Source organism: Pseudomonas sp. YL2 (assembly GCF_023063025.1).
Taxonomy (GTDB): Bacteria; Pseudomonadota; Gammaproteobacteria; order Pseudomonadales; family Pseudomonadaceae; genus Aquipseudomonas; species Aquipseudomonas putida_A.
In genome coordinates this window covers 1-25254 of sequence record NZ_JAJSLU010000017.1, presented here as the reverse complement: position 1 = coordinate 25254, position 25254 = coordinate 1, and the positions used below count along the sequence as shown (strand labels likewise).

Genomic DNA, 25254 nt, shown 5'->3' with positions numbered 1-25254 from the left:
TCTCAGTTCACAGCGGACGTCGCTTCGACATGACGCGGTAAGGTCACCCGGATACGGGTGCCGCGCTGGCTTTGTACATCAGCCGGGCTGTCGATGGTGATTTGTCCATAATGCTCTTCAACGATGGAATAGACCAGTGCAAGGCCCAGACCGGTACCTTCACCCGGATCCTTGGTGGTGAAGAAAGGTTCGAACAATCGGTCCATGATGTTCTGCGGAATACCACTGCCTTCGTCTTCGACGATCAGATCGACCGTGTGTTCGCCGGCTTCACTCTTGACCCGTACGGCACTGTGCGGCGGCGAGGCGTCGCGGGCATTGGAGAGCAGATTGATCAGCACCTGGGCGAGGCGCTGCGGATCGCCTTCGACCCAGTGATCGGGGTCGCACAGGTTGTAGAACTGCACTTCGAAGTTGCGCCGGTTTAGCGCCAGCAGGCCAATTGCATCCTGCGCGACTTCGGCCAGACAGACGGGTTCGTCGCTGTGCTGGTGGCTGCCGGCATGGGCGAAGCTCATCAGCGACTGCACGATGCGTGACACGCGCTTGGTCTGTTCGAGAATCTGCCCGCTGATTTCCGTCAGTTCGCCATCTTCTTCACGCTCTTCGCGCAGGTTCTGCGCCAGACAGGCGATACCGGTGATCGGGTTGCCGATTTCATGAGCCACACCTGCCGCCAGTCGACCGATGCTCGCCAGACGTTCTGAGTGCACCAGTTTGTCTTCGAGCATCTGCGTTTCGGTCAGGTCTTCCACCAGCAGCACCAGGCCGCTGTTGCCCGGGGCCAACGGTTCATCGATCGCCGCTTTGTGCAGATTGAGCCAGCGGGTCTGGCCGTCGAGGGCCAGGTGCTGCTTGTGCAAATGTTCATCGGGCAGGTTGATGAAGCCTTGCAGCAATTGCTTCCACGGATTGGCGATGGTGCTCAGGCGCGAACCCACCACCCGTTGCGCGGCGATGCCGGTGAGTTCTTCCATGGCCTTGTTCCACATCAGGATCTCTTGATCCTTGGCCAGCGAGCAGACACCCATCGGCAGCTCCTGCAGGGTCTGGCGGTGGTAGCGGCGCAAGGCGTCGAGCTCGGCGGCCAGCCCGGTGAGGCGCGAGTGGTAGTCCTCGAGGCGGCTTTCGATGAAGTGGATGTCTTCGGTTACGTAGTTCTCGCCGCCAGCCTTATACGGCAGGAAGGTTTCGACCATGTCCTGCGCCACGCTCGGGCCCATCAGGCCGGAGAGGTTGGCTTCGATGCGGTCGCGCAAGCGGCGCAAAGCATAAGGACGGCGTTCGTCGAACGGCAGATAGAGGTCGCGCAGGGCCTGCTCGACTTCTTTCTGCGCCGCCTTGGCGCCCAGCGGTTTGGCCAGTTGCGTGGCGAACTCCTGGGGCGAGGCGGCGTGCAGTTCGCGGCGTTGCGGACGGCGCACGTTATCCACCGCGCAGGCTTCGGCGGCGCTGGCTTCTTCAGGGCTGGCGTTGGTGAACAGCGAGATCAGGGTGAACATCAGCACGTTGGCCGCCAGCGAGGCAATGGCCGCCATGTGCCAACTGGTGTCGTCCAGCACGTAGATCATGTTCAGCAGTGGAATGTAGAAACCCTGCAGGTTGCCGACCAGCGGCAACAGCATGGTCACCACCCACACCAGAATCCCCGCCAGCAAGCCGGCGATAAAGCCGCGACGGTTGGCGGTCGGCCAGTACAGCACCGAGAGCACGCCGGGCAGGAATTGCAGGGTCGCGACGAAGGCGACGATGCCAAGGTTGGCCAGGTCCTGTCCGGCGCCGAGCATCAGGTAAAAGCAGAAACCGGCCATGATGATCGCGACGATCAGCGCCCGGCGGGTCCACTTCAGCCAGCGGTAGATGTTGCCTTCGGCCGGCGGCTGATAGAGCGGCAGCACCAGATGGTTCAGCGCCATGCCCGACAGCGCCAGGGTGGTGACGATGATCAGGCCACTGGCGGCCGACAGTCCGCCGACGTACGCCAGCAAGGCCAGCGGTTTGCTGTTGGCGGCAATGCCGATGCCGAGGGTGAAGTATTCCGGGTCAGTGGTGGCGCCGAGTTTCAGGCCAGCCCAGAGAATCAGCGGCACCGCCAGACTCATCAGCAACAGGAACAGCGGCAGGCCCCAGCTGGCACTGACCAGCGAGCGCGGATTGAGGTTTTCGGTGAAGGTCATGTGGTACATGTGCGGCATCACGATCGCCGAGGCGAAGAACACCAGCAACAGTGTGCGCCACGGCCCTTCCTGCAGCGGCGTGTGCAACGCGGCGAGGGCGGTCTGGTTTTGCAGCAGCCACAGTTCAAGCTGTTGCGGGCCGTCGAACACGCCGTACAGCGCATAGAGGCCGACACCGCCGAGGGCTATCAGTTTGATCACCGATTCGAAGGCAATCGCGAACACCAGCCCTTCGTGTTTCTCGCGGGTGGCGATATGCCGGGAGCCGAAAAAGATCGTGAACAGAATGATCAGCGCACAGAACGCCAGCGCGACGCGGCTCTGGATCGGCTCGCCGGTCAGGATGCCGATGGAGTCGGCCACGGCCTGAATCTGCAACGCCAGCAGCGGCAGTACGCCGATCAGCATGAAGATCGTGGTCAGCGCGCCGGCCCAGGTGCTGCGGAAGCGGAAGGCGAACAGATCCGCCAGCGACGACAATTGATAAGTGCGGGTGATTTTCAGGATCGGATACAGCAGCACCGGCGCCAGCAGAAACGCGCCGGACACCCCGAGGTAGCTGGAGAGAAAGCCGTAGCCGTACTGATAGGCCAGGCCCACGGTGCCGTAAAATGCCCACGCACTGGCGTAGACCCCCAGCGACAGGGTGTAGGTCAACGGGTGGCGAATGATCGCTCGCGGGATCATGCCCCGTTCGCTGATCCAGGCGACGCCGAACAGCACCGTCAGGTACGCGGCGCTGACCAGGATCATCTGGGTCAGGCTAAAGCTCATCGGCATCTTTTTGGCTCTGCAGGATGAAGGTCACGACAATCAGGATCAACCAGAGCAGATACGGCCGATACCAGGCGCCCGTGGCGTCGATCCACCAATCCATGATGGCTGGTGAAAACAGATAGATTCCCACGACCAGAAGCAGGACCAAGCGATAGATGTACATCCCGGCCTCTCTTTTTTATGCGCGTGCCCGAAAACGTGCGGCGATGGTAACGGATGGGCGCGCCACTGCAAGTGTCGTCATTGCAGTTGCGCTTCGGGCAGGGTCAGTGTGCGCGGGATCTTCGATGCATCCCAGTGGGCTGCGCCCCATTTCAGCAATTCCTCGGGTGTGGCATGGGCCAGCTCTGCACCGGGGTTTTGTCCCAGCGCTCGCAGGGCCCGCAGCAGCAAAGGAGTGGCCTGATCCGCCTCAAGCGGCGGCGAACGGTAGGATTTGCCGAGTTTGTTGCCGTCCGGCTGCGTGATCAATGGCAAGTGCAGATAGCGCGGCTGACGCAGGCCCAACAGTTCTTGCAGGTAGAGCTGGCGTGGCGTGGAGTCGAGCAGGTCGGCACCGCGCACGATGTCGGTGATGCCTTGCCAGGCGTCATCCAGCACCACCGCCAGTTGATAGGCGTAGAGGCCGTCGCGGCGGCGAATCACGAAATCGCCGACGTCGCGCCCCAGATGCTGGCGGAACTCGCCCTGCACGCGGTCGATGAAGTGGTATTCCAGTTCCGGCACGCGCAGGCGGATCGCCGCGTCTTGCTGCTCATGCCCGGCATTGCGGCACAAGCCTGGATAAATCCCGTGGTACGGCTCCAGTTGCTTGCGCGAACAGGTGCAGGCGTAGGCCAGGCCGTGATTGAACAGACTGTTGAGGACTTCGGCGTAGGCGTCGTGCCGGTCACTCTGGCGCACCATCTCGCCGTCCCATTCGAACCCGTAGCTTTCCAGCGCTTTGAGAATGGCCGCCTGCGCGCCGGGCTCTTCCCGGGGCGGATCGAGATCTTCCATGCGCACCAGCCAGCGCCCGCCGACCGCGCGCGCGTCGAGATAAGAGGCGAGGGCGGCAACCAGCGAGCCGAAGTGCAGATGGCCACTGGGGGTCGGGGCGAAGCGGCCGATGTAGGCGGGGGCGGTTTTGGCAGTCATGTGGACAATATAACTTTTCAGGATCCGCGCAGATTACCCCTGTGGGAGCGGGCTTGCTCGCGAAAGCGTCGGCTCAGACATCTTTGATGTTGAATGACACACCGAGTTCGGGAGCAAGCCCCCTCCCACAAAAGCAAGGCATAAAGGGCAAAGGCAAAAGGCAGAAACAAAAACGGAGCGTTCGCACGCTCCGTTTTTCATTCAGGTCGAGATTACTTGCCGACCTGCTTTTCCTTGATTTCCGCCAGGGTCTTGCAGTCGATGCACAGATCGGCGGTAGGACGGGCCTCGAGGCGCTTGACGCCGATCTCGATGCCGCAGGACTCGCACCAGCCGTACTCTTCGTCCTGGATCAGTTCGAGGGTCTTGTCGATCTTCTTGATCAGTTTGCGCTCGCGATCGCGGGCGCGCAGCTCGAGGGCGAATTCTTCTTCCTGGCTGGCACGGTCGGCCGGGTCAGGGAAGTTGGCCGCTTCGTCTTTCATGTGATCAACAGTACGGTCGACTTCCTGCATCAAGTCCTGTTTCCACTTGTTCAGGATCTTGGTGAAGTGCGCGCGCATCGGGGCGCCCATGTACTCCTCGCCTTCCTTCGGAACGTAAGGTTCGAAGCCGCTGATCGTCACTTGCTGCTGTTGCTTTGCTTGGGTGGGCATGAAATGGACCGCCTCTACTCTTGTAATCCATTGCGCAGGATTGCTCCATCACCGACACCTGCCGGCCCTGCGGCTGCAAGCGGGCGAACTTACCAGATCAATTCGGCCCGCGCTACTCCCGGATGTCGAGGCCCCGGCGGGTGGCGCTTGCAGAAGTCTGGCAAGCCATGTCTGACAGTGATGGAGACCTGATCAATCTCTGATTTTAGTCAATCCTGGAGCGTACGCGCATATCGTTACAGTCCAGCGTTCTTGAGGCTGTGACCGCGACGGGTTCTCGCTCGTTCCGGCAGATGGGTAGAATCGTCTCTTTTTCCCCGTCGAAGGAAAACCAATGGCTCAGCCTTACAGTGCGCGCAGTCGTGCGATCGAACCGTTCCATGTGATGGCGCTGCTGGCGCGGGCCAACGAACTGCAGGCCGAAGGTCACGACGTGATCCACCTGGAAATCGGCGAGCCGGACTTCACCACGGCCGAGCCGATCATCCGTGCCGGGCAGGCTGCGCTGACGGCGGGCAAGACCCGCTACACCGCGGCGCGCGGTATTCCTGAACTGCGCGAGGCGATTTCCGGGTTCTATCAATCGCGTTACGGTTTGAACATCGATCCGCGGCGGATCCTGATCACCCCCGGTGGCTCCGGTGCGCTGTTGCTGGCCAGTGCCTTGCTGGTGGATCCCGGCAAACACTGGCTGCTTGCAGATCCGGGCTACCCGTGCAACCGGCACTTCCTGCGTCTGGTCGAAGGCGCGGCGCAACTGGTGCCGGTCGGGCCGGAGGTGCGTTACCAACTGACCCCGGATCTGGTGGCACGTCATTGGGATCACGACAGCGTCGGTGCGTTGGTGGCATCGCCAGCCAACCCCACCGGTACCATCCTGACCCGCGATGAACTGGCCGGTTTATCCACCGCAATCAAGGCGCGCCACGGCCACCTGGTGGTGGACGAGATCTACCACGGCCTGACTTATGGCACCGATGCCGCCAGCGTGCTGGAAGTGGATGACAGTGCCTTTGTCCTCAATAGTTTCTCCAAATATTTCGGCATGACCGGTTGGCGTCTCGGCTGGCTGGTGGCGCCGGATGCGGCCGTCAGTGAGCTGGAAAAACTCGCCCAGAACCTGTACATCAGCGCCCCGAGCATGGCGCAGTACGCCGCTTTGGCCTGCTTCGAGCCGGACACCATCAGCATCCTCGAAGAACGCCGCGCCGAATTTGGCCGCCGCCGCGACTTCCTTCTGCCGGCACTGCGCGAATTGGGTTTCAACATCGCCGTCGAGCCTGAAGGTGCGTTCTACTTGTATGCCGATATCAGCCAGTTCGGCGGTGATGCCTTCGCGTTCTGCCGACATTTCCTCGAAACCGAGCATGTTGCCTTTACTCCAGGGCTGGACTTCGGGCGTTATCAGGCCAGCCACCATGTGCGTTTTGCCTACACGCAAAACCTCCCTCGCTTACAGGAGGCAGTGGAACGTATTGCCCGTGGCTTGAAGAGTTGGCAAGGCTGATGCGCTTTTATCCGGCTCTGGAAGAGGCGCGGTTGATTCGCCGCTACAAACGTTTTCTGGCGGATGTTGAAACGGTCGATGGCGAGTTGTTGACCCTGCACTGCCCGAACACCGGCTCGATGCTCAACTGCCAGGTCGAAGGCGGGCAAGTGTGGTTCAGTCGCTCAAACGACCCGAAGCGCAAACTGCCCGGCACCTGGGAAATCGGGGAAACGCCGCAGGGTCGGCTGTTCTGCGTGAACACCGGCCGCGCCAACGCCCTCGTTGAAGAGGCGCTGCAGGCCGGTGTCATCAGCGAGTTGAACGGCTTCACCGCGCTTAAACGCGAAGTGGCATACGGTCAGGAAAAAAGCCGTATCGATTTCCGCCTCGAATACCCGAGTGGTCCGGCCTACGTGGAAGTAAAAAGCGTCACGTTAGGCTTCGATGGAACCAACGTGGCGGCGTTTCCTGACGCGGTCACCCAGCGCGGCGCCAAGCATCTGCGCGAGCTGGCGCATCTGGCCCGTGACGGTATTCGTGCGGTGCAGCTGTATTGCGTCAATCTCAGCGGGATTGAAGCGGTGCGACCGGCCGAAGAAATCGATTCGGCGTACGCGGATGCCCTGCGTGAAGCGGTGGCGTGCGGGGTCGAGGTGTTGGCCTACGGTGTGCGCTTGAGCCACGAAGAGATGGTGATCGACCGGCGGCTGGACGTTTTGCTCCACGGTTAAACATCTATCCACAGCCCCTGTGCGTTTTCGCGGCAGGGGATGGCGGTCAGGGATTGCCCGGCGCAGGGCCCGGCGACGCATTCGCCGTCCTCGATCAGAAACAGTGCGCCGTGGGTGGCGCACTGGATCAGGCTGTTGCTCGGGTCGAGAAACTGGTCGGGGTGCCATTCCAGACCGACGCCGCGATGCGGGCAACGATTGAGATAAACATAGACCTGGCCATTGCGGCGCACGGCAAACAGTTTGTTGCCGTCGATGTCGAACCCACGGCTGCCGGCCTCAGCGAGATCGGTACCGGCGCACAAAAACTTCATGGCTATCCTCAAATGTCAGCTCGTTTCAGGAAATGTCCGAGCTTGACGTTTAAATGCAAACAATTATCAAATGGCCGCCTTCGCCCACTGCGCGCAACCGCGGTCAAGGATACTTGGCCCGCCGGTTCGCTGCCCGGGAAAACTTTTCAAGGAAAGCTGCGTATGCGCCTGATTACCCGCGTTGCCGTGCTGTGTGTCGGACTGCTCGCCAGCCTTCAGGCGACAGCTGCCGATTTGCCACAACGTTGGGTCAGCGCCGGTGGGGCGCTTTCGGAGTGGGTGAGTGCATTGGGTGGCGAATCTAAACTGGTCGGCGTCGACACCACCAGCCAGCATCCGCAATCGCTGAAGAAGCTGCCCAGCATCGGCTATCAACGCAGTCTCTCGGCAGAAGGCATTCTCAGTCTGCGCCCGGACATCCTCATTGGCACCGAAGAAATGGGCCCGCCACCGGTTATTGCTCAGGTGAAGAGCGCCAAGGTGCAGGTCGAACTGTTCTCGGCGCAGCCGGATCTGCCGACCCTGGAAAAAAACGTTACGCATCTCGGACAGTTGCTGGGCGCGCAAGCGCAGGCGACTCGGTTGCTGGAAAGTTATCAACAGCAGCTTACCGAGCAGAAAGCGCGAGTCGCTGAGTTGCAGACCAGGCATAAAGCGCCCGGTGTGCTAGTGCTGATCGGGCATGCCGGCGGCAAACCTTTGATTGCCGGCAAGGACACTGCCGCCGACTGGCTGCTGCAACGGGCCGGGGGACATAACCTGGCGACGCATACCGGTTACAAACCGTTCTCCGTGGAGTCGCTGGCCGGGCTCGATCCTGAGGTGCTGGTGTTTGCTGATCGCGCGTTGAGCGGCGAGGCGGCAAAAGCGGCATTGTTCAAGGAAAACCCCATTCTCAATTCAAGCCGCGCGGCCAAGGCCGGACGGGTGCTGGAGCTGGATCCGACGCTGCTGGTCGGCGGGCTCGGGCCGCGTTTACCGGCGGCACTGAAGAATTTGTCTGACGGCTTCTACCCGACCGCGAGCGGCCAATGACCGTACTGGTCAAACCACGAAGCCTGTTTATCGGCCTGACGCTCCTGTGTTTGCTGGCCATCTGGCTGTCGTTGGCGCTGGGGCCGGTGAGCCTGCCGCTGTTCGATACGTTACGCGCCGCATTGCGCATGGTCGGTGTGCCGTTGGCGCCGGACGGTCTGGAGCAGGCCGAGCTGATCCTCGGGCAGATCCGTCTGCCGCGCACCTTGCTCGGTCTGGCCGTCGGCGGTGTGCTGGCACTGTCGGGTGTGGCGATGCAGGGCTTGTTTCGCAATCCGCTGGCCGATCCCGGGTTGGTCGGGGTTTCCAGTGGGGCAGCGCTGGGTGCGGCGGTGGCGATTGTCGGCGGGTCATTTTTTGGCGGTTTGCCGGAGTGGTTCGGGCCGTACCTGTTGTCGGCGTGCGCGTTTCTCGGTGGACTGGGGGTGACGGCGCTGGTCTATCGGCTCGGTCGGCGCAACGGCCAGACTAACGTCGCGACCATGCTGCTGGCCGGGATCGCCCTGACGGCATTGGCAAGCTCGGCGGTGGGTCTGTTCACCTATCTGGCGGATGACGCGACTTTGCGTACGCTGACTTTCTGGAATCTGGGCAGCCTCAATGGCGCCAGTTACGCGCGTTTGTGGCCGTTGCTGATTATCAGCACTGGCGTCGCGTTGTGGTTGCCGCGGCGTGCCAAGGCGCTGAATGCGTTGTTGCTCGGTGAATCCGAGGCGGGGCATCTGGGGATCGATGTCGAGCGGCTCAAACGTGAATTGGTGTTCTGCACGGCGTTGGGTGTTGGCGCGGCGGTAGCGGCAGCCGGGATGATCGGTTTCGTTGGGCTGGTGGTGCCGCATCTGGTGCGTTTATTGGCCGGGCCCGATCACCGGGTGTTGCTGCCAGCGTCGGTACTGGCGGGGGCGAGCCTGTTGTTGCTGGCGGATCTGGTGGCGCGGTTGGCGCTGGCGCCGGCGGAGTTGCCGATCGGTATCGTCACGGCGTTTATCGGCGCGCCGTTCTTCCTCTACCTGTTGCTGCGAGGTCGTGCCTGATGCTGCGTGCGCACAATCTGCACATCCGTCGCGGACGCAAGACCGTCCTCAGCGACGTCACCCTCCAGCTTGAACCCGGTGAGGTGTTGGGTGTGCTCGGACCGAACGGTGCCGGCAAAAGCACCTTGCTCGGTGCCTTGTGCGGTGAGCTGACGGCCAGTGACGGTGAGGTGTTGCTCGACGACAAGGCGCTGAATCACTGGACAGGTACGCAACGTGCCCAGCGCCTGGCGGTGTTGCCGCAGGTGTCGACGCTGGATTTTGCCTTTCGCGTGGAAGAAGTGGTCGGCATGGGCCGTCTGCCTTATCAGAGCGGTCGGGCGCGCGACGACGAGATCGTTGCGGCAGCGCTGGCCGCTGCGGATGCCGGGCATCTGAGCGGGCGCAGTTATCTGGCATTGTCGGGTGGCGAGCGCCAGCGCGTGCATCTGGCGCGGGTGCTGGCGCAGTTATGGCCGGGGCAGGCCGGGCAAACGCTGTTGCTGGATGAGCCGACCTCGATGCTTGATCCACTGCATCAGCATACGACGCTGCAAGCGGTGCGTGAATTTGCCGACCGTGGCGCGGCAGTGCTGGTCATCCTGCATGATCTGAATCTGGCGGCGCGCTATTGTGACCGGGTGTTGCTGCTTGAGGGCGGGCGCCCGGTGGCGCTGGGTACACCGCAGCAGGTCTTGCGACCGGACGCGCTCAAAGCCGTGTTCGGTCTCGAAGTATTGGTGCAGCCGCACCCGGAGCGTGGGCATCCGCTGATCATCGCCCGCTGATTTCTCATCGAGGTGATGGTATGCGCGGGATCTGGTTGTTAGCGGTGTTGTGGCTGACGGGGTGTCAGCATGTTGCTGCGCCACCACCAGTCAGTGGTGAGATACGCGATCTGCACAGCGGCCAGGTGTTGACGGCGCAGGAACTGCTGGCGCGTCTGGCCAAGCCGCAACAGCTGATCATTGGCGAGCAACATGACAACGCCGATCATCACGCTGTGCAGTTATGGCTGATGCAGGCGCTGGGTGAGCAGCGGCCCCAAGGCAGCCTGCTTTTGGAGATGCTCACGCCGGACCAACAGCCGAAGGTTGATCAGGTTCGTCATGCGGCAACGCCGCCCAGCGATCTTGCCGCCGCACTGGCCTGGCAGGATGGCTGGGACTGGAATCTTTATGGACCGATCGTTCGGTTCGCCCTCACGCAACCCTATCCGCTGTTGGCGGCCAATCTGGATGACGGCGAAATCCGCGCTGTCTATCGCCAGTCGCCCGCCCTGAGCGGTGTTCGCAGCAATGCGGCATTGGTGAAAGCCACGCTGCTCGAACAGATCAGCGACTCACATTGCGGCTTGCTGCCCAAATCACAGATGCCGGCGATGCTTGCTGTTCAACAACAGCGGGATCGGCGTATGGCCGAACGCTTGATGGCTGCGCCGACGCCAGCGTTACTGTTGGCGGGTGCCTGGCATGCGCGCAAGGATGTTGGCGTGCCGCTGCATGTTCTGGATTTGGGCGCAGCCCAAGCGCCAACGGTGCTGATGCTGGCCGAGCAGGGCGCCGAGGTGACTGCGGCGATGGCCGATTACGTCTGGTACACCCCGGCCACGCCCGCGCAGGATTACTGCGCACAGATGCGCAAACAATTTGGCCAATGACTTTTCCACAGGCAAAAAAAGACCCGGTAAAAACCGGGTCAAATAACCGTGATTAGCCTGATGAGGAGATAATCTGAGAGTCCGAACCAAGGGCTTTTCAGAATATCGACTGATCTCGCGACCAGTTGTGATAATCATAGCGATTCTCATTAGCGAGTCAACCACTGTTTTTCCATTTGCTTGATTTAGTCGTGCAAATGGCCGGAATGTCCCGGAAACAAGGGACTTAACGCGCAGCTTTCACCGCGCTCAGTTGCGTGATCTGCTGGTTGAGCTGGCCGATGCGGCGGGCCATGCTCTCAATCAGGCTGTGCGCGATCTTCGGATTGTTGCGGGTCATGCTCAGAAACTGTTCGCCTGGAATCAGCATCACCGTACTTGGCTCGCGAGCGATGACAGTGGCATTGCGCGGTTCACCGGTGAACACCGCCATGGCGCCGAAAATCTCGTCCTTGGGCACTTCGCCGACCTTGTGCCCATCAACAAACGCTTCGGCATGCCCCTCGATGATCACGAAGACGTGATCAGCGGCATCGCCCTGCTGGATCAACACCTCACCGCTTTCGACCCGTTTGAAGCCATTGGTGCTGCGAAACTCCCGTGGCTTCAGTTCGGCCACCGCGTGAGCCAGCAGCGCCATCTGCCCCAGCAGATACTCAAGCCATTGCTCGGCCCGATCCGGTTCGGCATAAAAATGCTGGAACAGATCGGTTCGCCGATAGGGCAACAAGCGCGATGGTCCGTCGCTGCGCAGTCGGCAATCGGCCCAGGCGTCACCTTGCTGCAGACCGATCAGATCGCCTTCCTGCCAGTAAAACAGCGCACGGCCACCGATGTAGCCGTTGATTACGCCTTCTGTCAGCAGAAACAGCTGATCGTGTGGGAGCTGCTCCATCAGGTTGTCAGAGATTTCTGGCTCAAAGGCTGGCCCGCACGGCGCAAGGCCTTCCAGCCAACGCGCGGGCAAGCTCTGCAAGCGATTGATCAGTGCATCGACCGGTGCCGATTGTTCCCCGAGCAGATACATGGCCGTCAGCGCCTGTTCAGTTCTTGTGACGCGAGGAGATGGCTTCGAGCTGCTTGTTCAAGGCGTCTTTGCGTTCGGCCGGGATGTCGTTCCAGTGCACATCCATCAGCGCCCCTTCGATCGCGTACAACAACACCTTTGATGCGCGAAACCCGCGGGTACGCACGGCCCGATAGGCGTCCACCGCCCCCAGGCGACGCAAGTCCGAGGCGCTGTGGATGCCCACGGCATGCAGCCATTGCGCCGACGTCTTGCCAAGATTCTTCAGGTGTTGCAGTTCATCATTCATCAAGCCTCCTTGCGACGGCCGAATGGTGCGTGGGCGATCTTCTCAGGAGTGTAGCCATCAGTAGGAAAAGCGTGGTTGTTTGGTCGGATTAGACGCAAACGCTTCTAAGAAAGGCGATGAGATCTGGCGAATGCAATAGTAAGGAGTGTGACGCATACAACTGTAGGAGTGAGCCTGCTCGCGATAGCGGCGTAACAGCCGACATCCATTTTGAATGTCAGTCGGCTATCGCGAGCAGGCTCACTCCTACAAGGGGAGGGTGTTGTGTCAGGGGCTGCCGATGGTGCTCAGCGTGTGCGATAACGCAACCGTGTACCAAAATTCATCGACATCAAAATCTCGTCAGCACTCAGCTCTGGCGGGAAGTACGCTCCGGAAATCTGTGCATGCGCCAGGCTCGCGCCTTCGAGTGATGCATTACGGAAGTCGATGCCACGCAAATCGGCAGAACGAAAGTACGCGTCCCGGAAATCCACGCCATCGGCGTTCAGTTCACGCAAGTCGAGACCACGAAAGTCGCCACCAACCATGTCGATCGGGCCGTCGTTCGGGCGTTCCTTGTTGAAGCCTGTGATGTCGTCTTTGTGCAGCAAGGCAAAAAGCGGGGTGTCGAGAAGTTTCGGCTGGCTCATGTCACATCACCTGTTGGTTTTATGACGCCAGTATAGTGCCACTATTTGACGGCCGTGAAGCAAGCGAGGGCTTCACGGCCGAAATAGTTTCTTACAGGCCTGGCAGACGCTGACGGATCTGTGCGACTACGGTGTCGAGGGTCCCGCTTTCATTGGTCTGCACGCGTTTGCTGCGCAGAATCTCTTCTGGCGTCAGCGCCTCGCGGCTGGCCTGCTGGGCCTCGATCACGGCCAGCGTGGCGTCGGAAGGGTCCTTCTTGTCAGCCTGACGAATCGCCAGCCAGCTTTCGATCACCGCCTGAGGCGCGTTGCAGTCGAGGATCAGGAACGGCGTGCCGGTGGCTTCGGCCACCTGAGCGGCGTTGTCGCGTTGCTCGCGCTTGAGGTAGGTCGCATCGATCACCACCGGGAAACCGGCGTGCAGGATCACTCCGGCAATCTCATGCAGGCGGGCATAGGTGGCAACGCTGGCGTCGGCGCTGTAAATCCCCGCCTGCACGTCGTTGGCTACGGTCTGCTCGCCGAACAGGCGCTTGCGCTCGACATCGGAACGCAGGCGAATCGCGCCCAGCGCTTCGACCAGACGCATCGCCACGTGGCTCTTGCCGACAGCCGATACGCCGTGGGTGATGGCCATGAAGCGCGATGGGATGGTGCTGTAGCTTTCTGCCAGGTTGGCGTAGTTGCGGTACTGGCGCAGGGTGGTTGCGCGCTGCACCGGGGTGGCATCCGCCGGCATGCTGAACAGCGCGACTTTGGCGCGAACCAGTGCGCGGTAGGCTTTATAGAAGTTCAGCACTTCCAGGCCTTGATAGTCGCCGGTCAGCTCCAGGTACTGGCTGATGAAGCGGCGGGCGAGGGATTTCAGGCCACGGTCTTCTAGGTCCATCGCCAGGAAACCGGTGTCGGCCCAGACGTCAGTGAAGCGGAACGGTTCGTTGAACTCGATGCAGTCGAAGATCACCACTTTGCCATTGATGACAGTCGCGTTGCCCAGGTGAATGTCACCGTGGCATTCGCGAGTGAAACCCTCGGCCTTGCGCTGGCTGAACAGTGCCTTGAGACGATCGAAGCTGCTTTCGGCCCAGGCTTGCAGGGCTTCGAGTTGCAGCAGATCGTTTTTGTCGCTGAGGAACGGCAGGATCTGCTCGAAGTTCTGGCGCACCGGGGCCATCACGCTGTCCGGGGTACCGGCCTCGTGGTCGGCCGGGACTTTTGGCGCACTGAGGTGGAATTTGGCGATCTGCTCGGCCATTTCATCAATGTGCTGGGTGGTCAGCTCACCGTTGGCCTGCAGGGTGCTGAGCAGGCCGGTCTGCGGGAATTGACGCATCTTCAGCACATATTCGATCACCGGGCCGTCGCCACCCAGTTGTGGCGCATCAACGCTGCCGGTCACTGGCAACACGTCCAGATACAAATCATCGGTCAGACGTTGGTTCAGACGCAGTTCTTCAGCGCAGAAATGTGCGCGGGATTCGAGGCCGGTGAAGTCAAGGAAGCCGAAATTCACTGGCTTCTTCACTTTATAAGCAAACGGGCCGGTGAGGATCACCCACGAGATATGGGTTTCGATGACCTGGAACCCTTCGACGGGGTGCGGGTAGAGGGCCGGGTTTTGCAGGGCAGCGATCAGGGACTGGCTCACGGGCGATCCTTCAGAGACTGGGAAATTCGAGGTCGCCATTATGGCCGCTCGCCAGCCTGACGCAAACCTCGGAGCGCTCCTGTTGAGTATGAATAAAGTGCGTATAATCCGCCGCCATGACTCGAACTCGATCCCCCCGTACCAAGAAAAAACCAGTCTCCAAGGGCCTCAGCCCGTGGTTGAGCTGGGCCATTAAACTCAGCCTGGTCGGCCTTGTGGTGCTGGCCGGCTTCGCCGTTTACCTCGATGCCGTGGTGCAGGAGAAGTTCTCCGGCAAGCGCTGGACCATCCCGGCCAAGGTATACGCGCGTCCGCTTGAGCTGTTCGTCGGACAAAAGCTGAGCAAGGAAGATTTCCTCACCGAGCTCGATGCCTTGGGCTATCGCCGCGAAGCCGTGAGCAATGGCCCCGGCGCTGCCGCCGTCAACGGCAATACCGTTGATCTGAATACCCGCGGCTTCCAGTTCTATGAAGGCCTGGAAAAAGCCCAGCCAGTACGCGTGCGTTTCTCTGGCGACTATGTGGCCGAGCTCTCCGGGCTCAATGGCGGAAAATTGTCCGTGGTGCGGCTCGAGCCGCTGATGATCGGCGGCATTTACCCGAAAAACCTTGAAGACCGCATCCTGATCAAGCTCGATCAGGTGCCACCGTACCTGCTGGAAACCCTGGTAGCAGTGGAAGACCGCGACTATTACAGCCACTGGGGCGTGTCGCCGAAGTCGATTGCCCGGGCCATCTGGGTCAACACCTCTGGCGGCAAGATGACCCAGGGCGGCAGTACGCTGACCCAGCAACTGGTGAAGAACTTCTACCTGACCAACGAGCGCAGCCTGAGCCGCAAGCTCACCGAAGCGATGATGGCGATGCTGCTGGAACTGCACTACGACAAAAAGGAAATTCTTGAGGCCTACCTCAATGAAGTCTTTGTCGGCCAGGATGGTCAGCGTGCCGTGCACGGTTTTGGTCTGGCCAGCCAGTTCTTCTTTGGTCAGCCACTGTCCGAGCTGAAGCTGCATCAGGTCGCGCTGCTGGTCGGCATGGTCAAGGGCCCGTCCTATTACAACCCGCGCCGCAATCCCGAGCGTGCGCTGGAACGGCGTAACCTGGTGCTCGACGTGCTTGAGCAGCAAGGCGTGGCGACTGCCGAACAGGTCGAAGCGGCGAAGAAAATGCCACTGGGTGTGACCACGCGCGGCAAGCTTGCCGACAGCTCGTTCCCGGGCTTTATCGATCTGGTCAAACGCCAGTTGCGCGAAGACTATCGCGACGAGGACTTGACCGAAGAAGGCTTGCGGATCTTCACCAGTTTCGACCCGATTCTGCAGATGAAGGCCGAAGCGTCGGTGAATGACACCTTCAAACGGCTGGCTGGACGCAAGGGCTCCGATGACGTGGAAGCGGCGATGGTCGTGACCAACCCGGAAACCGGCGAAGTGCAGGCGATGATCGGTAGCCGTCAGGCCAGTTACGCCGGTTTCAACCGGGCGCTGGACGCCGTGCGGCCGATCGGTTCCCTGGTCAAGCCAGCGGTGTATCTGACCGCACTGGAAAAACCGAGCCGTTACACGCTGACCAGTTGGCTGTCGGATGATCCGCTGTCGATCAAAGGCGCGGACGGCCAGGTGTGGAAGCCACAGAACTACGACCGTCGCTCCCACGGCACAGTCTTCCTCTATCAAGGGCTGGCGCATTCGTACAACCTGTCGACCTCGCGCCTGGGTCTGGAAGTCGGTGTGCCGAATGTGCTCAAGACCCTTGCGCGTCTGGGCGTGACCCGGGAATTCCCGGCGTTCCCGTCGATGTTGCTGGGTGCTGGCGGTATGACCCCGATCGAAGTGGCGACCATGTATCAGACCCTCGCCAACGGTGGTTTCAATACACCGATGCGCGGGATTCGCAGTGTGCTGACCGCCGAGGGCGAACCACTCAAGCGTTATCCGTTCCAGATCGAGCAGCGTTTCGATCCGGCGTCCATCTACCTGATCCAGAACGCCATGCAGCGGGTGATGCGTGAAGGCACCGGCAGCTCGGTTTACAACGTGCTGCCCAAGACCCTGACGCTGGCCGGCAAGACCGGTACCAGTAACGATTCGCGTGACAGCTGGTTCGCCGGTTTCAGTCAGGATCTGCTGGCGGTGGTCTGGCTGGGTCGCGACGACAACGGCAAGACCCCGTTCACCGGGGCGACCGGTGCATTGCAGGTCTGGACCAGTTTCATGCGCAAGGCCGATCCGCTGCCGCTGGACATGCCGCAGCCGGACAACATTGTGCAGGCGTGGGTCGATTCGCGTACCGGGCAAGGCTCCGATGCCAACTGTCCGGGGGCGGTGCAGATGCCGTATATTCGCGGCAGCGAACCGCCACCCGGCGCCGCGTGTGCAAGCGAAACGCCTGCCTCGCCGGAGTCGGTGATGGATTGGGTCAAGGGCTGGATGAATTAAGCAAAGAGGGTTTCAAGTGAACAAGTGGTTGATTCCAGCGGTGACTGCCGTGGCTTTGCTCAGTGGCTGCTCTACCGTACAGCGTGGTTCGATCCCGGTGGTGGATTCCGGCACGGCCGTGTCCAATAGCGAACGGCTGTCGGCCAACGGCAGTTTCCGCAAGACGACGGTCACGCGCCCAGTCCAGGGCCAGGCGCAATCCCAGGCCATCCCGCAAGGCGATACCGGCGTGGTGGTGATGGTGCCGGGTGGTGGCGCCACAACATCGGCGCCGATCAGCTCCTCGCCGATCGTGCCGGGCCCGGCCTCCGGCGGAATCACCGCAGGGCCGTACAACCCGTCGCCGGTCGAGTCGGCACCGATCAACTCCGGCAGCTACAGCATGCCTTCGACGCCAAGCGGGATTCCTTCGGCCAGCAGTGGCGGTGGTCTGTCGGCGGACGAACAGCTCGATGGCCCGGTGCTCGCCTTGCTGACCACTGCGCAACAGCAGCAGGCCGGTGGGGACCTCAACGGTGCGTCTTCCAGCCTGGAGCGTGCTCAACGCGTTGCCCCGCGTGAACCGCAAGTGCTCTATCGTCTGGCGCAAGTACGCATGGCTCAAGGCGACGCGCCGCAGGCCGAGCAGTTCGCCCGTCGTGCACTGACCATGGCCAACGGTCGTCCGGACTTGCAGGCCAACCTGTGGGAGATCATCGCGCAGTCCCGTGAGAAACAAGGCGATTCCGCCGGCGCAGCGCTGGCTCGTCAGAAGGCCAAGGTTTCGCTGTGATGGATTCCCGTTTCCCGAAAATCGCCGATCAGTTGCTGCTGATCGAGCGTGAACTGCGCGCGCAGGGTTGGTGGGACGAGGTCCAGCCGTCCCCCGAGGCTTTGAGCAGTGTGGAGCCGTTTTCGGTCGACACGCTGGATTTCGAGCAATGGCTGCAGTGGATCTTCCTGCCACGGATGAAGATGATCCTTGAGCAGGATCTGCCGTTGCCCAATGCCTCGGGCATTCAGGAAATGGCCGAAATGGTCTTTGCCCAGCGTAATCTGCAGGGCAAGGATCGACAGCTGCAGGTGCTGCTCAAAGAGTTCGACCTGCTGATTACCGCCTCGCGCTAGTGCCGATCTCCCTGTAGGAGCTGCCGCAGGCTGCGATCTTTTGATCTGCTCTTGGAAGCAAGATCAAAAGATCGTCCGATCGCGGCCCGAGCCTGCGGCAGCTACTACAGGTGACTATTCGCAGTTCTGCGCAATCTGCTTCTGCGCTTCGACAATGCGCTCCTGACGCTGCGCATCATCCAGCCGCCTTAATTGTCCTTCCACTTCCTCCCTCAACCGCGGATTGTTCTGCAATTGCGCCAGGTTCGTCCGTGCCTGTTCGCAAAATGCCTTGAGCTGCGCCTGCTGCTGGCTCACCTGTTTCTTCACCTTGTCGTCGATGGCTTTCTGATCGCCCAGTGCACCGCTGCCAGGCATGGCGGCAGGTTTCGGTGGGGGCGAGGAGGGCGTCTGCACGGTCGTCGCCGGCAGACCTTGCGGTGGCTGCGCATCGAAGTGCGTGACGCCTTGGGCATCGACCCATTTGTAGATCTGAGCAGCCGAGCACCATGGGCTGAGGCCGATCAGCAGAGTTAACAGAAGCGTTCGCATGCTGATTCCTTGGCAAAATTGCGCAATTGACGCTAACAGAGTAGCTGTTTTCAGGTTTTTTCTTGCGTTCTCATGTGCTTACCCACAATTAAGCACATTGACGGCTTGACTTGGAGAGGGCGAAACAGAAGAATCCAAAGTCCGCTGTAGAGGGACTGCCAGAAGCAGACCCACTCGGTAGATCATGAGGCGCATATCCGCGTCGACCTGTTACACCCGCAACGCGTTACCTCGCGCTGGGTGGGAAAGGCCCGCAACACTTGGGACGATCCCAATACTTGCTCAGTCAGTGCTGACGTAGTCGGCGACCACCGTCGCTCATGCTCTGCCGAGAAGTAAACCTATTAAGACCCGCCCCTTTTGTGTGGACGGTATTCTGGCGTTTTAGAGGTGAACAACGTGGAGCTTTTATCTGGCGGTGAGATGCTCGTCCGCTTCTTGCGTGACGAAGGCGTCAAATATATCTACGGGTACCCGGGTGGTGCTCTTCTTCATGTTTACGATGCCCTGTTCAAAGAACCGGAAGTGACCCACATCCTGGTTCGTCACGAACAAGCGGCTACCCATATGGCTGACGGCTATGCCCGTGCCACCGGTAAAGCCGGCGTGGTATTGGTGACATCAGGTCCTGGCGCCACAAACGCCATCACCGGTATCGCCACCGCCTATATGGATTCGATTCCAATGGTGATCATTTCCGGTCAGGTGCCAAGCACCATGGTCGGCACCGACGCGTTCCAGGAAACCGACATGATCGGTATCTCCCGGCCGATCGTGAAGCACAGTTTCATGATCAAGCACGCCTCGGAAATCCCGGAAGTCATGAAGAAAGCGTTCTACCTGGCGCAATCCGGTCGTCCGGGCCCGGTCGTGGTCGATATCCCGAAAGACATGACCAACCCGGCCGAGAAGTTCGAATACGTCTTCCCGAAAAAAGCCAAGCTGCGTTCCTACAGCCCGGCCGTTCGCGGCCACTCCGGGCAGATCCGCAAAGCGGCAGAAATGCTCCTGGCGGCCAAACGCCCAGTGCTTTATTCCGGTGGCGGCGTGATCCTCGGCAACGGTTCCGCACCGCTGACCGAACTGGCGAAAATGCTCAACCTGCCAGTGACCAACACCTTGATGGGCCTGGGTGGCTTCCCGGGTACCGACCGGCAGTTCATCGGCATGCTCGGCATGCACGGCAGCTACACCGCCAACCTGGCGATGCACCATGCCGACGTGATCCTGGCTGTCGGCGCACGTTTCGATGACCGTGTAATCAACGGCGCGGCGAAGTTCTGCCCGAACGCCAAGATCATCCACATCGACATCGACCCGGCTTCGATCTCCAAGACCATCAAGGCCGACGTGCCAATCGTTGGCCCGGTGGAGAGCGTCCTGACCGAAATGGTCGCGATCCTCAAGGAAATCGGCGAGACCCCGAACAAGGAGTCCGTCGCCAGTTGGTGGAAGCAAGTCGATGAGTGGCGCGGTGATCGCGGCCTGTTCCCTTATGAAAAGGGCGACGGCAGCCTGATCAAGCCGCAGACCGTGATCGAGACCCTGTGCGAAGTGACCAAGGGCGATGCCTTCATCACTTCCGACGTGGGCCAGCACCAGATGTTCGCTGCGCAGTACTACAAGTTCAACAAGCCTAACCGCTGGATCAACTCCGGTGGTCTGGGCACCATGGGCTTCGGTTTCCCGGCGGCAATGGGCATCAAGTTGAGCTTCCCGGATGACGACGTTGCCTGCGTCACCGGTGAAGGCAGCATCCAGATGAACATCCAGGAGCTGTCGACCTGCCTGCAATATGGCTTGCCGGTGAAAATCGTCATCCTGAACAACGGTGTTCTGGGGATGGTTCGTCAGTGGCAGGACATGAGCTATGGCAGCCGTCACTCGCACTCTTATATGGAGTCGCTGCCTGACTTCGTCAAACTGGCTGAAGCCTACGGTCACGTCGGCGTGCGCATCACCGATTCGAAAGACTTGAAGTCGAAGATGGAAGAGGCGTTCGCCATGAAAGATCGTCTGGTGGTGATCGATATTTCGGTCGATACCAGCGAGCACGTCTATCCGATGCAGATCAAAGACGGCTCCATGCGCGATATGTGGCTGAGCAAGACGGAGCGTACTTAATCATGCGGCACATTATTTCCCTGCTTCTGGAAAACGAACCCGGCGCTTTGTCTCGCGTAGTCGGCCTGTTCTCGCAGCGCAACTACAACATTGAAAGCCTGACGGTGGCGCCAACCGAAGACCCGACTCTGTCGCGTCTGACGCTGACCACTGTTGGCCACGATGAAATCATCGAGCAGATCACCAAAAACCTGAACAAGCTGATCGAAGTGGTCAAGCTGGTGGACCTGTCGGAAAGCGCTCACATCGAGCGCGAGCTGATGCTGGTCAAGGTCAAGGCCACTGGCGCCCAGCGCGCCGAGATCAAACGCACCACCGATATTTACCGTGGACAGATCGTCGACGTCAGCGCCAGCGTGTATACCGTTCAACTGACCGGTACCAGCGACAAGCTCGACAGCTTCATTCAGTCCATCGGCACCGCATCGATTCTGGAAACCGTCCGTAGCGGCGTGACCGGCATTGCCCGCGGCGACAAAGTACTCAGCATCTAAACCAAATTAGCGAATGGCCTGAACGGCCTGGATATATAGGGGAAATTCATGAAAGTTTTCTACGATAAAGACTGCGACCTGTCGATCATCCAGGGCAAGAAAGTTGCCATCATCGGTTACGGTTCCCAGGGCCACGCCCAAGCGTGCAACCTGAAAGACTCCGGTGTCGACGTAACCGTCGGTCTGCGTAAGGGTTCGGCTACCGTTGCCAAAGCCGAAGCTCACGGCCTGAAAGTGACCGACGTGGCCGCCGCTGTTGCCGGTGCCGACCTGGTCATGATCCTGACCCCGGACGAATTCCAGTCCCAGCTGTACAAGAACGAAATCGAGCCGAACATCAAGAAAGGTGCCACCCTGGCCTTCTCCCACGGCTTCGCGATCCACTACAACCAGGTTGTTCCGCGTGCCGACCTCGACGTGATCATGATCGCGCCGAAAGCCCCGGGTCACACCGTGCGTTCCGAGTTCGTGAAGGGCGGCGGTATCCCTGACCTGATTGCGATCTACCAGGACGCTTCGGGCAACGCCAAAAACGTTGCACTGTCCTACGCAGCTGGCGTGGGTGGCGGTCGTACCGGCATCATCGAAACTACCTTCAAGGACGAGACCGAAACCGACCTGTTCGGCGAACAAGCCGTACTGTGCGGCGGTACCGTTGAGCTGGTGAAAGCCGGTTTCGAAACTCTGGTTGAAGCTGGCTATGCGCCGGAAATGGCCTACTTCGAGTGCCTGCACGAACTGAAGCTGATCGTAGACCTCATGTACGAAGGCGGTATCGCCAACATGAACTACTCGATCTCCAACAACGCTGAATACGGCGAGTACGTGACCGGTCCGGAAGTGATCAACGCCGAATCCCGTCAGGCCATGCGCAATGCCCTGAAACGTATTCAGGACGGCGAATACGCCAAAATGTTCATCAGCGAAGGCGCTACCGGCTACCCTTCGATGACCGCCAAGCGTCGTAACAACGCCGCTCACGGTATCGAAATCATCGGCGAGCAACTGCGCTCCATGATGCCGTGGATCGGTGCCAACAAGATCGTCGACAAAGCCAAAAACTAAGTCGTCATTCTTGTACGAAAAACGCGGCCTCGGCCGCGTTTTTTCGTTTGAAACCGATGGTTCTGGTATAAAGCTGCATCGTTTGTGGCCGAACCGTCGTCACAGGCACCTGTCGAAACTTTCCAAACCGTTGCAAGGTAATGTCCATGAGCGAACGTCCCGAAGAGCCGAACCAGGCTTCTGACGCCGAAAGCCTGCTGCCCATCGATGAACATGTCGAGGAAGGGCACGACGCAGAAGGTCGTAAAGTCCGGCATCGTGGTATCTATCTGCTGCCGAATCTGTTCACCACTGCGAACCTGTTCGCAGGGTTTTATTCCATCATCAACTCGATGAGTGCCCAGGCTGCCTTGAGCGCCGGGGACTCTGCGAATGCGAGCAAGTATTTCGCCTTTGCCGCGATCGCAATCTTTGTAGCCATGGTGCTCGACGGTCTCGATGGTCGCGTAGCGCGCATGACCAATACGCAAAGTGCCTTCGGCGCCGAATATGACTCGCTGTCCGACATGGTCGCTTTTGGTGTCGCACCGGCGCTATTGGCCTTTGGCTGGGCATTGGGTGACATGGGCAAGGTCGGCTGGATGGTTGCCTTCATCTATGTCGCCGGCGCGGCATTGCGTCTGGCGCGTTTCAATACCCAGGTCGGAACTGCGGACAAGCGCTATTTCATTGGTCTGGCCAGCCCGGCAGCTGCCGGCGTGGTCGCGGGAATCGTCTGGGCGTTCAGCGATTACGGCATTCAGGGTTCGAAGATGTCGTTCCTGGTCGCCTTGATGGTGGCGGCTGCCGGCATGCTGATGGTCAGCAACATCAAGTACAACAGCTTCAAGGAGCTGGACTTGAAGGGGCGCGTGCCGTTCGTGGCGATCCTCGCCGTGGTGCTGGTGTTCGCCGTGGTGTTCAGCGATCCACCGCGAATTCTACTGCTGGTGTTCCTCGGTTACGCCGCTTCCGGCCCTGTGCAATACCTGTTGCGTCTTCGTCGTCACAAAAACGCCGAATGATGTAATTTCCCGCATACTCCGCAGTCTATGGGTGCATCTGTCCTCCAAAGCTGCGGAGTTGCCATGCTGATCAAAATCCCCAAAGCGTCCGACTGCCATGAGTCGGATGTCACGCCTGAATCCATTTATCTTTCTCGTCGCCAATTGCTCGGAGCTACCGCTGCCGGTATCGCCGTGAGCAGCCTGCCGCGTTGGGCCAGTGCCGGGGATGCGGCGCGTTATGCCGATGTCGAGCCGGGCAAGGCGCCTGCCTGGTTTGCTGAGAAGCTCCCTTCTACCAAGTGGGGCGCCGTCAACGTCAAGGATGAGGCGATCACGCCTTATAAAGACGCGACCCATTACAACAACTTCTATGAGTTCGGCACCGACAAGGGTGATCCGGCGGCCAATGCCGGTTCGCTGAAAACCGAGCCGTGGAGCGTGGTCGTGGACGGGGAGGTGGGTAAGCCAGGGCGTTACGAGCTGGAAGACTTCATGAAGCCGTACCAGTTGGAGGAGCGTATCTATCGCCTTCGCTGTGTTGAGGCGTGGTCGATGGTCATCCCGTGGATTGGCTTTCCGATTTCTGCGCTGCTCAAACAGGTCGAACCCACCTCCAACGCCAAGTACATTCGCTTTGAGACTCTGCAGGATCCCAAAAGCATGCCGGGTCAGCGCTCAGGTTTCGCCCTGATCGACTGGCCATATGTAGAAGGCTTGCGCCTGGACGAGGCGATGAGTCCGCTGGCGATTCTGGCGGTTGGCATGTATGGCCGTGAGTTGCCGAATCAGAACGGTGCGCCGCTGCGCCTGGTAGTGCCGTGGAAGTACGGCTTCAAGAGTGTGAAGTCCATTGTGCGGATCAGTCTGGTCAGCGAGCAACCGAAAACTACCTGGCAGAGCATCGCGGCAGATGAGTACGGGTTTTATGCCAACGTGAATCCGACGGTTGATCACCCGCGCTGGACTCAGGCACGGGAGCGGCGTCTGCCGAACAGTCTGTTCAAGCCGAATGTGCGTGATACACAGATGTTCAACGGCTATGCGGATGAAGTCGCTTCTTTATATACAGGGCTCGATCTGCGGAAGAACTACTGATGCGATATCCGTTCTGGCGTGTAGGCGTGTTCATTGCGGCGGCGATCTGGCCATTGCTTTGGTTTTATCAGGCGTTCGCCGATTTGCTCGGGCCGGATCCTGGCAAAGTCCTGGTTGATCGATTGGGGCTGGGGACGCTGGTATTGCTGCTGATCACTTTGAGCATGACGCCGCTGCAGAAATTGACGGGGTGGGCGGGCTGGGTTGCTGTGCGCCGTCAGTTGGGACTTTGGTGTTTTGCCTATGTGGGTCTGCATTTGTTCAGCTATATGGCGTTTATCCTCGGCTTCGACTGGTCACAGTTGGGCGTGGAGTTGCGTAAGCGGCCGTACATTATTGTGGGGGCGCTGGGTTTCCTTGGTCTGTTGGCGTTGGCGGTTACGTCCAATCGCTACAGCCAGCGCCGCTTGGGTGTGCGCTGGAAGAAACTGCATCGGGTGGTCTACGTGATTCTGGGGCTGGGATTACTGCATATGTTGTGGATCGTGCGTGCTGATCTCAAGGAGTGGGCGATCTATGCCTTTATAGGTGCATTGCTTTTACTGCTGCGTGTGCCTTCCGTTGCCCGTCGAATCCCGCGTTTATTGGCTAAAAAGCAGGTTTTGCAATAAAACTGAAATTAACGGTTGACGGCAGATTCAAGAGGTCTATAATTCGCCCCACTTCCGGCGCAGTCGAAACGGAAAACTCCTTGAGATTCAACGAGTTATGCAGTTTTCGGCAGCGGCTTGCTTCAGTTCATCGAAGCCTGGAACGAGTTGAAAGAGCGGTGATGTTTGGCTCTTTTGACGGTTCGATCTTCTCGGTCGAAAGCGGAGAAAAAGAG

Annotated in this window: 25 protein-coding genes; 15 read left to right on the top strand and 10 right to left on the bottom strand. The window is 60.0% G+C overall.

Translation table 11 applies throughout. The features are described 5' to 3' along the window. Positions 1-2: 2 nt before the first annotated feature. The 4 genes from LVD08_RS21485 to dksA form a co-directional block, all read right to left on the bottom strand. Positions 3-2957 carry a sensor histidine kinase gene (locus LVD08_RS21485; RefSeq protein ID WP_027614096.1) on the bottom strand — a complete coding sequence of 985 codons (2955 nt, stop codon included), beginning with the start codon at positions 2955-2957 and terminating at the stop codon, positions 3-5. After that, positions 2941-3117 carry a hypothetical protein gene (locus LVD08_RS21480; RefSeq protein WP_003176118.1) on the bottom strand — a complete coding sequence of 59 codons (177 nt, stop codon included), beginning with the start codon at positions 3115-3117 and terminating at the stop codon, positions 2941-2943. Before LVD08_RS21480 ends, LVD08_RS21485 begins: the two co-directional genes overlap by 17 nt. 77 nt (positions 3118-3194) lie before the next feature. Beyond that, positions 3195-4091 (bottom strand): tRNA glutamyl-Q(34) synthetase GluQRS, encoded by an 897-nt coding sequence (gluQRS, locus tag LVD08_RS21475; RefSeq protein WP_115988886.1) that lies wholly within the window; start codon positions 4089-4091, stop codon positions 3195-3197. A 212-nt stretch (positions 4092-4303) separates the two neighbouring features. Next, positions 4304-4747, bottom strand: coding sequence for an RNA polymerase-binding protein DksA (gene dksA / locus LVD08_RS21470; protein WP_027614094.1), 444 nt, complete (start codon positions 4745-4747; stop codon positions 4304-4306). Positions 4748-5081: 334 nt separating this feature from the next. Here dksA and LVD08_RS21465 point away from each other — a divergent pair, with 334 nt between their 5' ends. Both LVD08_RS21465 and sfsA read left to right on the top strand, forming a co-directional pair. After that, on the top strand, positions 5082-6254 hold the full coding sequence (locus LVD08_RS21465) for a pyridoxal phosphate-dependent aminotransferase (protein ID WP_135296576.1): 1173 nt from the start codon (positions 5082-5084) through the stop codon (positions 6252-6254). Further along, on the top strand, positions 6254-6967 hold the full coding sequence (sfsA, locus tag LVD08_RS21460) for a DNA/RNA nuclease SfsA (protein ID WP_247269207.1): 714 nt from the start codon (positions 6254-6256) through the stop codon (positions 6965-6967). Before LVD08_RS21465 ends, sfsA begins: the two co-directional genes overlap by 1 nt. On the opposite strand, the gene LVD08_RS21455 is transcribed toward sfsA, so the two are convergent. Next, positions 6964-7281 (bottom strand): Rieske (2Fe-2S) protein, encoded by a 318-nt coding sequence (locus tag LVD08_RS21455; protein ID WP_247269206.1) that lies wholly within the window; start codon positions 7279-7281, stop codon positions 6964-6966. The two genes, sfsA and LVD08_RS21455, sit on opposite strands and share 4 nt — an antisense overlap. Positions 7282-7443: 162 nt before the next feature. Between LVD08_RS21455 and LVD08_RS21450 the strand changes: the two genes are divergently transcribed. Genes LVD08_RS21450 through LVD08_RS21435 form a run of 4 tightly spaced genes read left to right on the top strand, consistent with a single transcriptional unit; the run spans position 7444 to position 10989 of the window. Continuing rightward, positions 7444-8316: a heme/hemin ABC transporter substrate-binding protein gene (locus tag LVD08_RS21450; protein ID WP_247269205.1), complete on the top strand. Its 873-nt coding sequence runs from the start codon at positions 7444-7446 to the stop codon at positions 8314-8316. A 50-nt stretch (positions 8317-8366) separates the two neighbouring features. Next, positions 8367-9350: a FecCD family ABC transporter permease gene (locus LVD08_RS21445; RefSeq protein WP_177325663.1), complete on the top strand. Its 984-nt coding sequence runs from the start codon at positions 8367-8369 to the stop codon at positions 9348-9350. Next, positions 9350-10117 carry a heme ABC transporter ATP-binding protein gene (locus LVD08_RS21440; RefSeq protein WP_247269204.1) on the top strand — a complete coding sequence of 256 codons (768 nt, stop codon included), beginning with the start codon at positions 9350-9352 and terminating at the stop codon, positions 10115-10117. The genes LVD08_RS21445 and LVD08_RS21440 overlap by 1 nt, the downstream gene beginning before the upstream one ends. Positions 10118-10137: 20 nt before the next feature. After that, positions 10138-10989 carry a ChaN family lipoprotein gene (locus LVD08_RS21435; RefSeq protein WP_247269203.1) on the top strand — a complete coding sequence of 284 codons (852 nt, stop codon included), beginning with the start codon at positions 10138-10140 and terminating at the stop codon, positions 10987-10989. 226 nt (positions 10990-11215) lie between these two features. On the opposite strand, the gene LVD08_RS21430 is transcribed toward LVD08_RS21435, so the two are convergent. The 4 genes from LVD08_RS21430 to LVD08_RS21415 all read right to left on the bottom strand — a co-directional run bounded on the left by LVD08_RS21430 (position 11216) and on the right by LVD08_RS21415 (position 14585). Next, positions 11216-12016 (bottom strand): Crp/Fnr family transcriptional regulator, encoded by an 801-nt coding sequence (locus LVD08_RS21430; RefSeq protein ID WP_247269202.1) that lies wholly within the window; start codon positions 12014-12016, stop codon positions 11216-11218. A gap of 16 nt (positions 12017-12032) precedes the next feature. Continuing rightward, positions 12033-12305 carry a TfoX/Sxy family protein gene (locus LVD08_RS21425; protein ID WP_003228231.1) on the bottom strand — a complete coding sequence of 91 codons (273 nt, stop codon included), beginning with the start codon at positions 12303-12305 and terminating at the stop codon, positions 12033-12035. Positions 12306-12592: 287 nt separating this feature from the next. After that, positions 12593-12937, bottom strand: a complete 345-nt coding sequence (locus tag LVD08_RS21420) for a pentapeptide repeat-containing protein (protein ID WP_139054376.1) — start codon at positions 12935-12937, stop codon at positions 12593-12595. 91 nt (positions 12938-13028) lie between these two features. Further along, positions 13029-14585: a bifunctional aminoglycoside phosphotransferase/ATP-binding protein gene (locus LVD08_RS21415; RefSeq protein WP_247269201.1), complete on the bottom strand. Its 1557-nt coding sequence runs from the start codon at positions 14583-14585 to the stop codon at positions 13029-13031. A 116-nt stretch (positions 14586-14701) separates the two neighbouring features. On the opposite strand from LVD08_RS21415, the gene mrcB reads away from it, so the two are divergent. From mrcB to LVD08_RS21400, 3 genes are read left to right on the top strand one after another with little or no spacing between them, the layout of a single operon-like run. Continuing rightward, positions 14702-17026, top strand: a complete 2325-nt coding sequence (gene mrcB, locus LVD08_RS21410; protein ID WP_103367322.1) for a penicillin-binding protein 1B — start codon at positions 14702-14704, stop codon at positions 17024-17026. Between the two features lie 16 nt (positions 17027-17042). Continuing rightward, positions 17043-17798 carry a hypothetical protein gene (locus tag LVD08_RS21405; protein ID WP_247269200.1) on the top strand — a complete coding sequence of 252 codons (756 nt, stop codon included), beginning with the start codon at positions 17043-17045 and terminating at the stop codon, positions 17796-17798. Then, positions 17798-18133 carry a YqcC family protein gene (locus LVD08_RS21400; protein ID WP_183785999.1) on the top strand — a complete coding sequence of 112 codons (336 nt, stop codon included), beginning with the start codon at positions 17798-17800 and terminating at the stop codon, positions 18131-18133. Before LVD08_RS21405 ends, LVD08_RS21400 begins: the two co-directional genes overlap by 1 nt. A gap of 114 nt (positions 18134-18247) precedes the next feature. On the opposite strand, the gene LVD08_RS21395 is transcribed toward LVD08_RS21400, so the two are convergent. Then, positions 18248-18664, bottom strand: a complete 417-nt coding sequence (locus LVD08_RS21395; RefSeq protein WP_247269199.1) for a DUF4124 domain-containing protein — start codon at positions 18662-18664, stop codon at positions 18248-18250. Positions 18665-19063: 399 nt separating this feature from the next. On the opposite strand from LVD08_RS21395, the gene LVD08_RS21390 reads away from it, so the two are divergent. The 6 genes from LVD08_RS21390 to msrQ all read left to right on the top strand — a co-directional run bounded on the left by LVD08_RS21390 (position 19064) and on the right by msrQ (position 25039). Then, positions 19064-20788: an acetolactate synthase 3 large subunit gene (locus LVD08_RS21390; RefSeq protein WP_041065497.1), complete on the top strand. Its 1725-nt coding sequence runs from the start codon at positions 19064-19066 to the stop codon at positions 20786-20788. 2 nt (positions 20789-20790) lie between these two features. Next, a complete protein-coding gene (ilvN, locus tag LVD08_RS21385; protein WP_003205610.1) occupies positions 20791-21282 on the top strand; it encodes an acetolactate synthase small subunit in 492 nt (163 codons plus the stop codon). 48 nt (positions 21283-21330) lie between these two features. Next, on the top strand, positions 21331-22347 hold the full coding sequence (gene ilvC / locus LVD08_RS21380; protein ID WP_007959661.1) for a ketol-acid reductoisomerase: 1017 nt from the start codon (positions 21331-21333) through the stop codon (positions 22345-22347). A gap of 146 nt (positions 22348-22493) precedes the next feature. Further along, on the top strand, positions 22494-23351 hold the full coding sequence (pssA, locus tag LVD08_RS21375; protein ID WP_027614080.1) for a CDP-diacylglycerol--serine O-phosphatidyltransferase: 858 nt from the start codon (positions 22494-22496) through the stop codon (positions 23349-23351). 63 nt (positions 23352-23414) lie between these two features. Continuing rightward, on the top strand, positions 23415-24428 hold the full coding sequence (gene msrP / locus LVD08_RS21370; RefSeq protein WP_247269198.1) for a protein-methionine-sulfoxide reductase catalytic subunit MsrP: 1014 nt from the start codon (positions 23415-23417) through the stop codon (positions 24426-24428). Continuing rightward, positions 24428-25039, top strand: a complete 612-nt coding sequence (gene msrQ / locus LVD08_RS21365; RefSeq protein WP_247269197.1) for a protein-methionine-sulfoxide reductase heme-binding subunit MsrQ — start codon at positions 24428-24430, stop codon at positions 25037-25039. Before msrP ends, msrQ begins: the two co-directional genes overlap by 1 nt. The last annotated feature ends 215 nt before the right edge of the window (positions 25040-25254 follow it).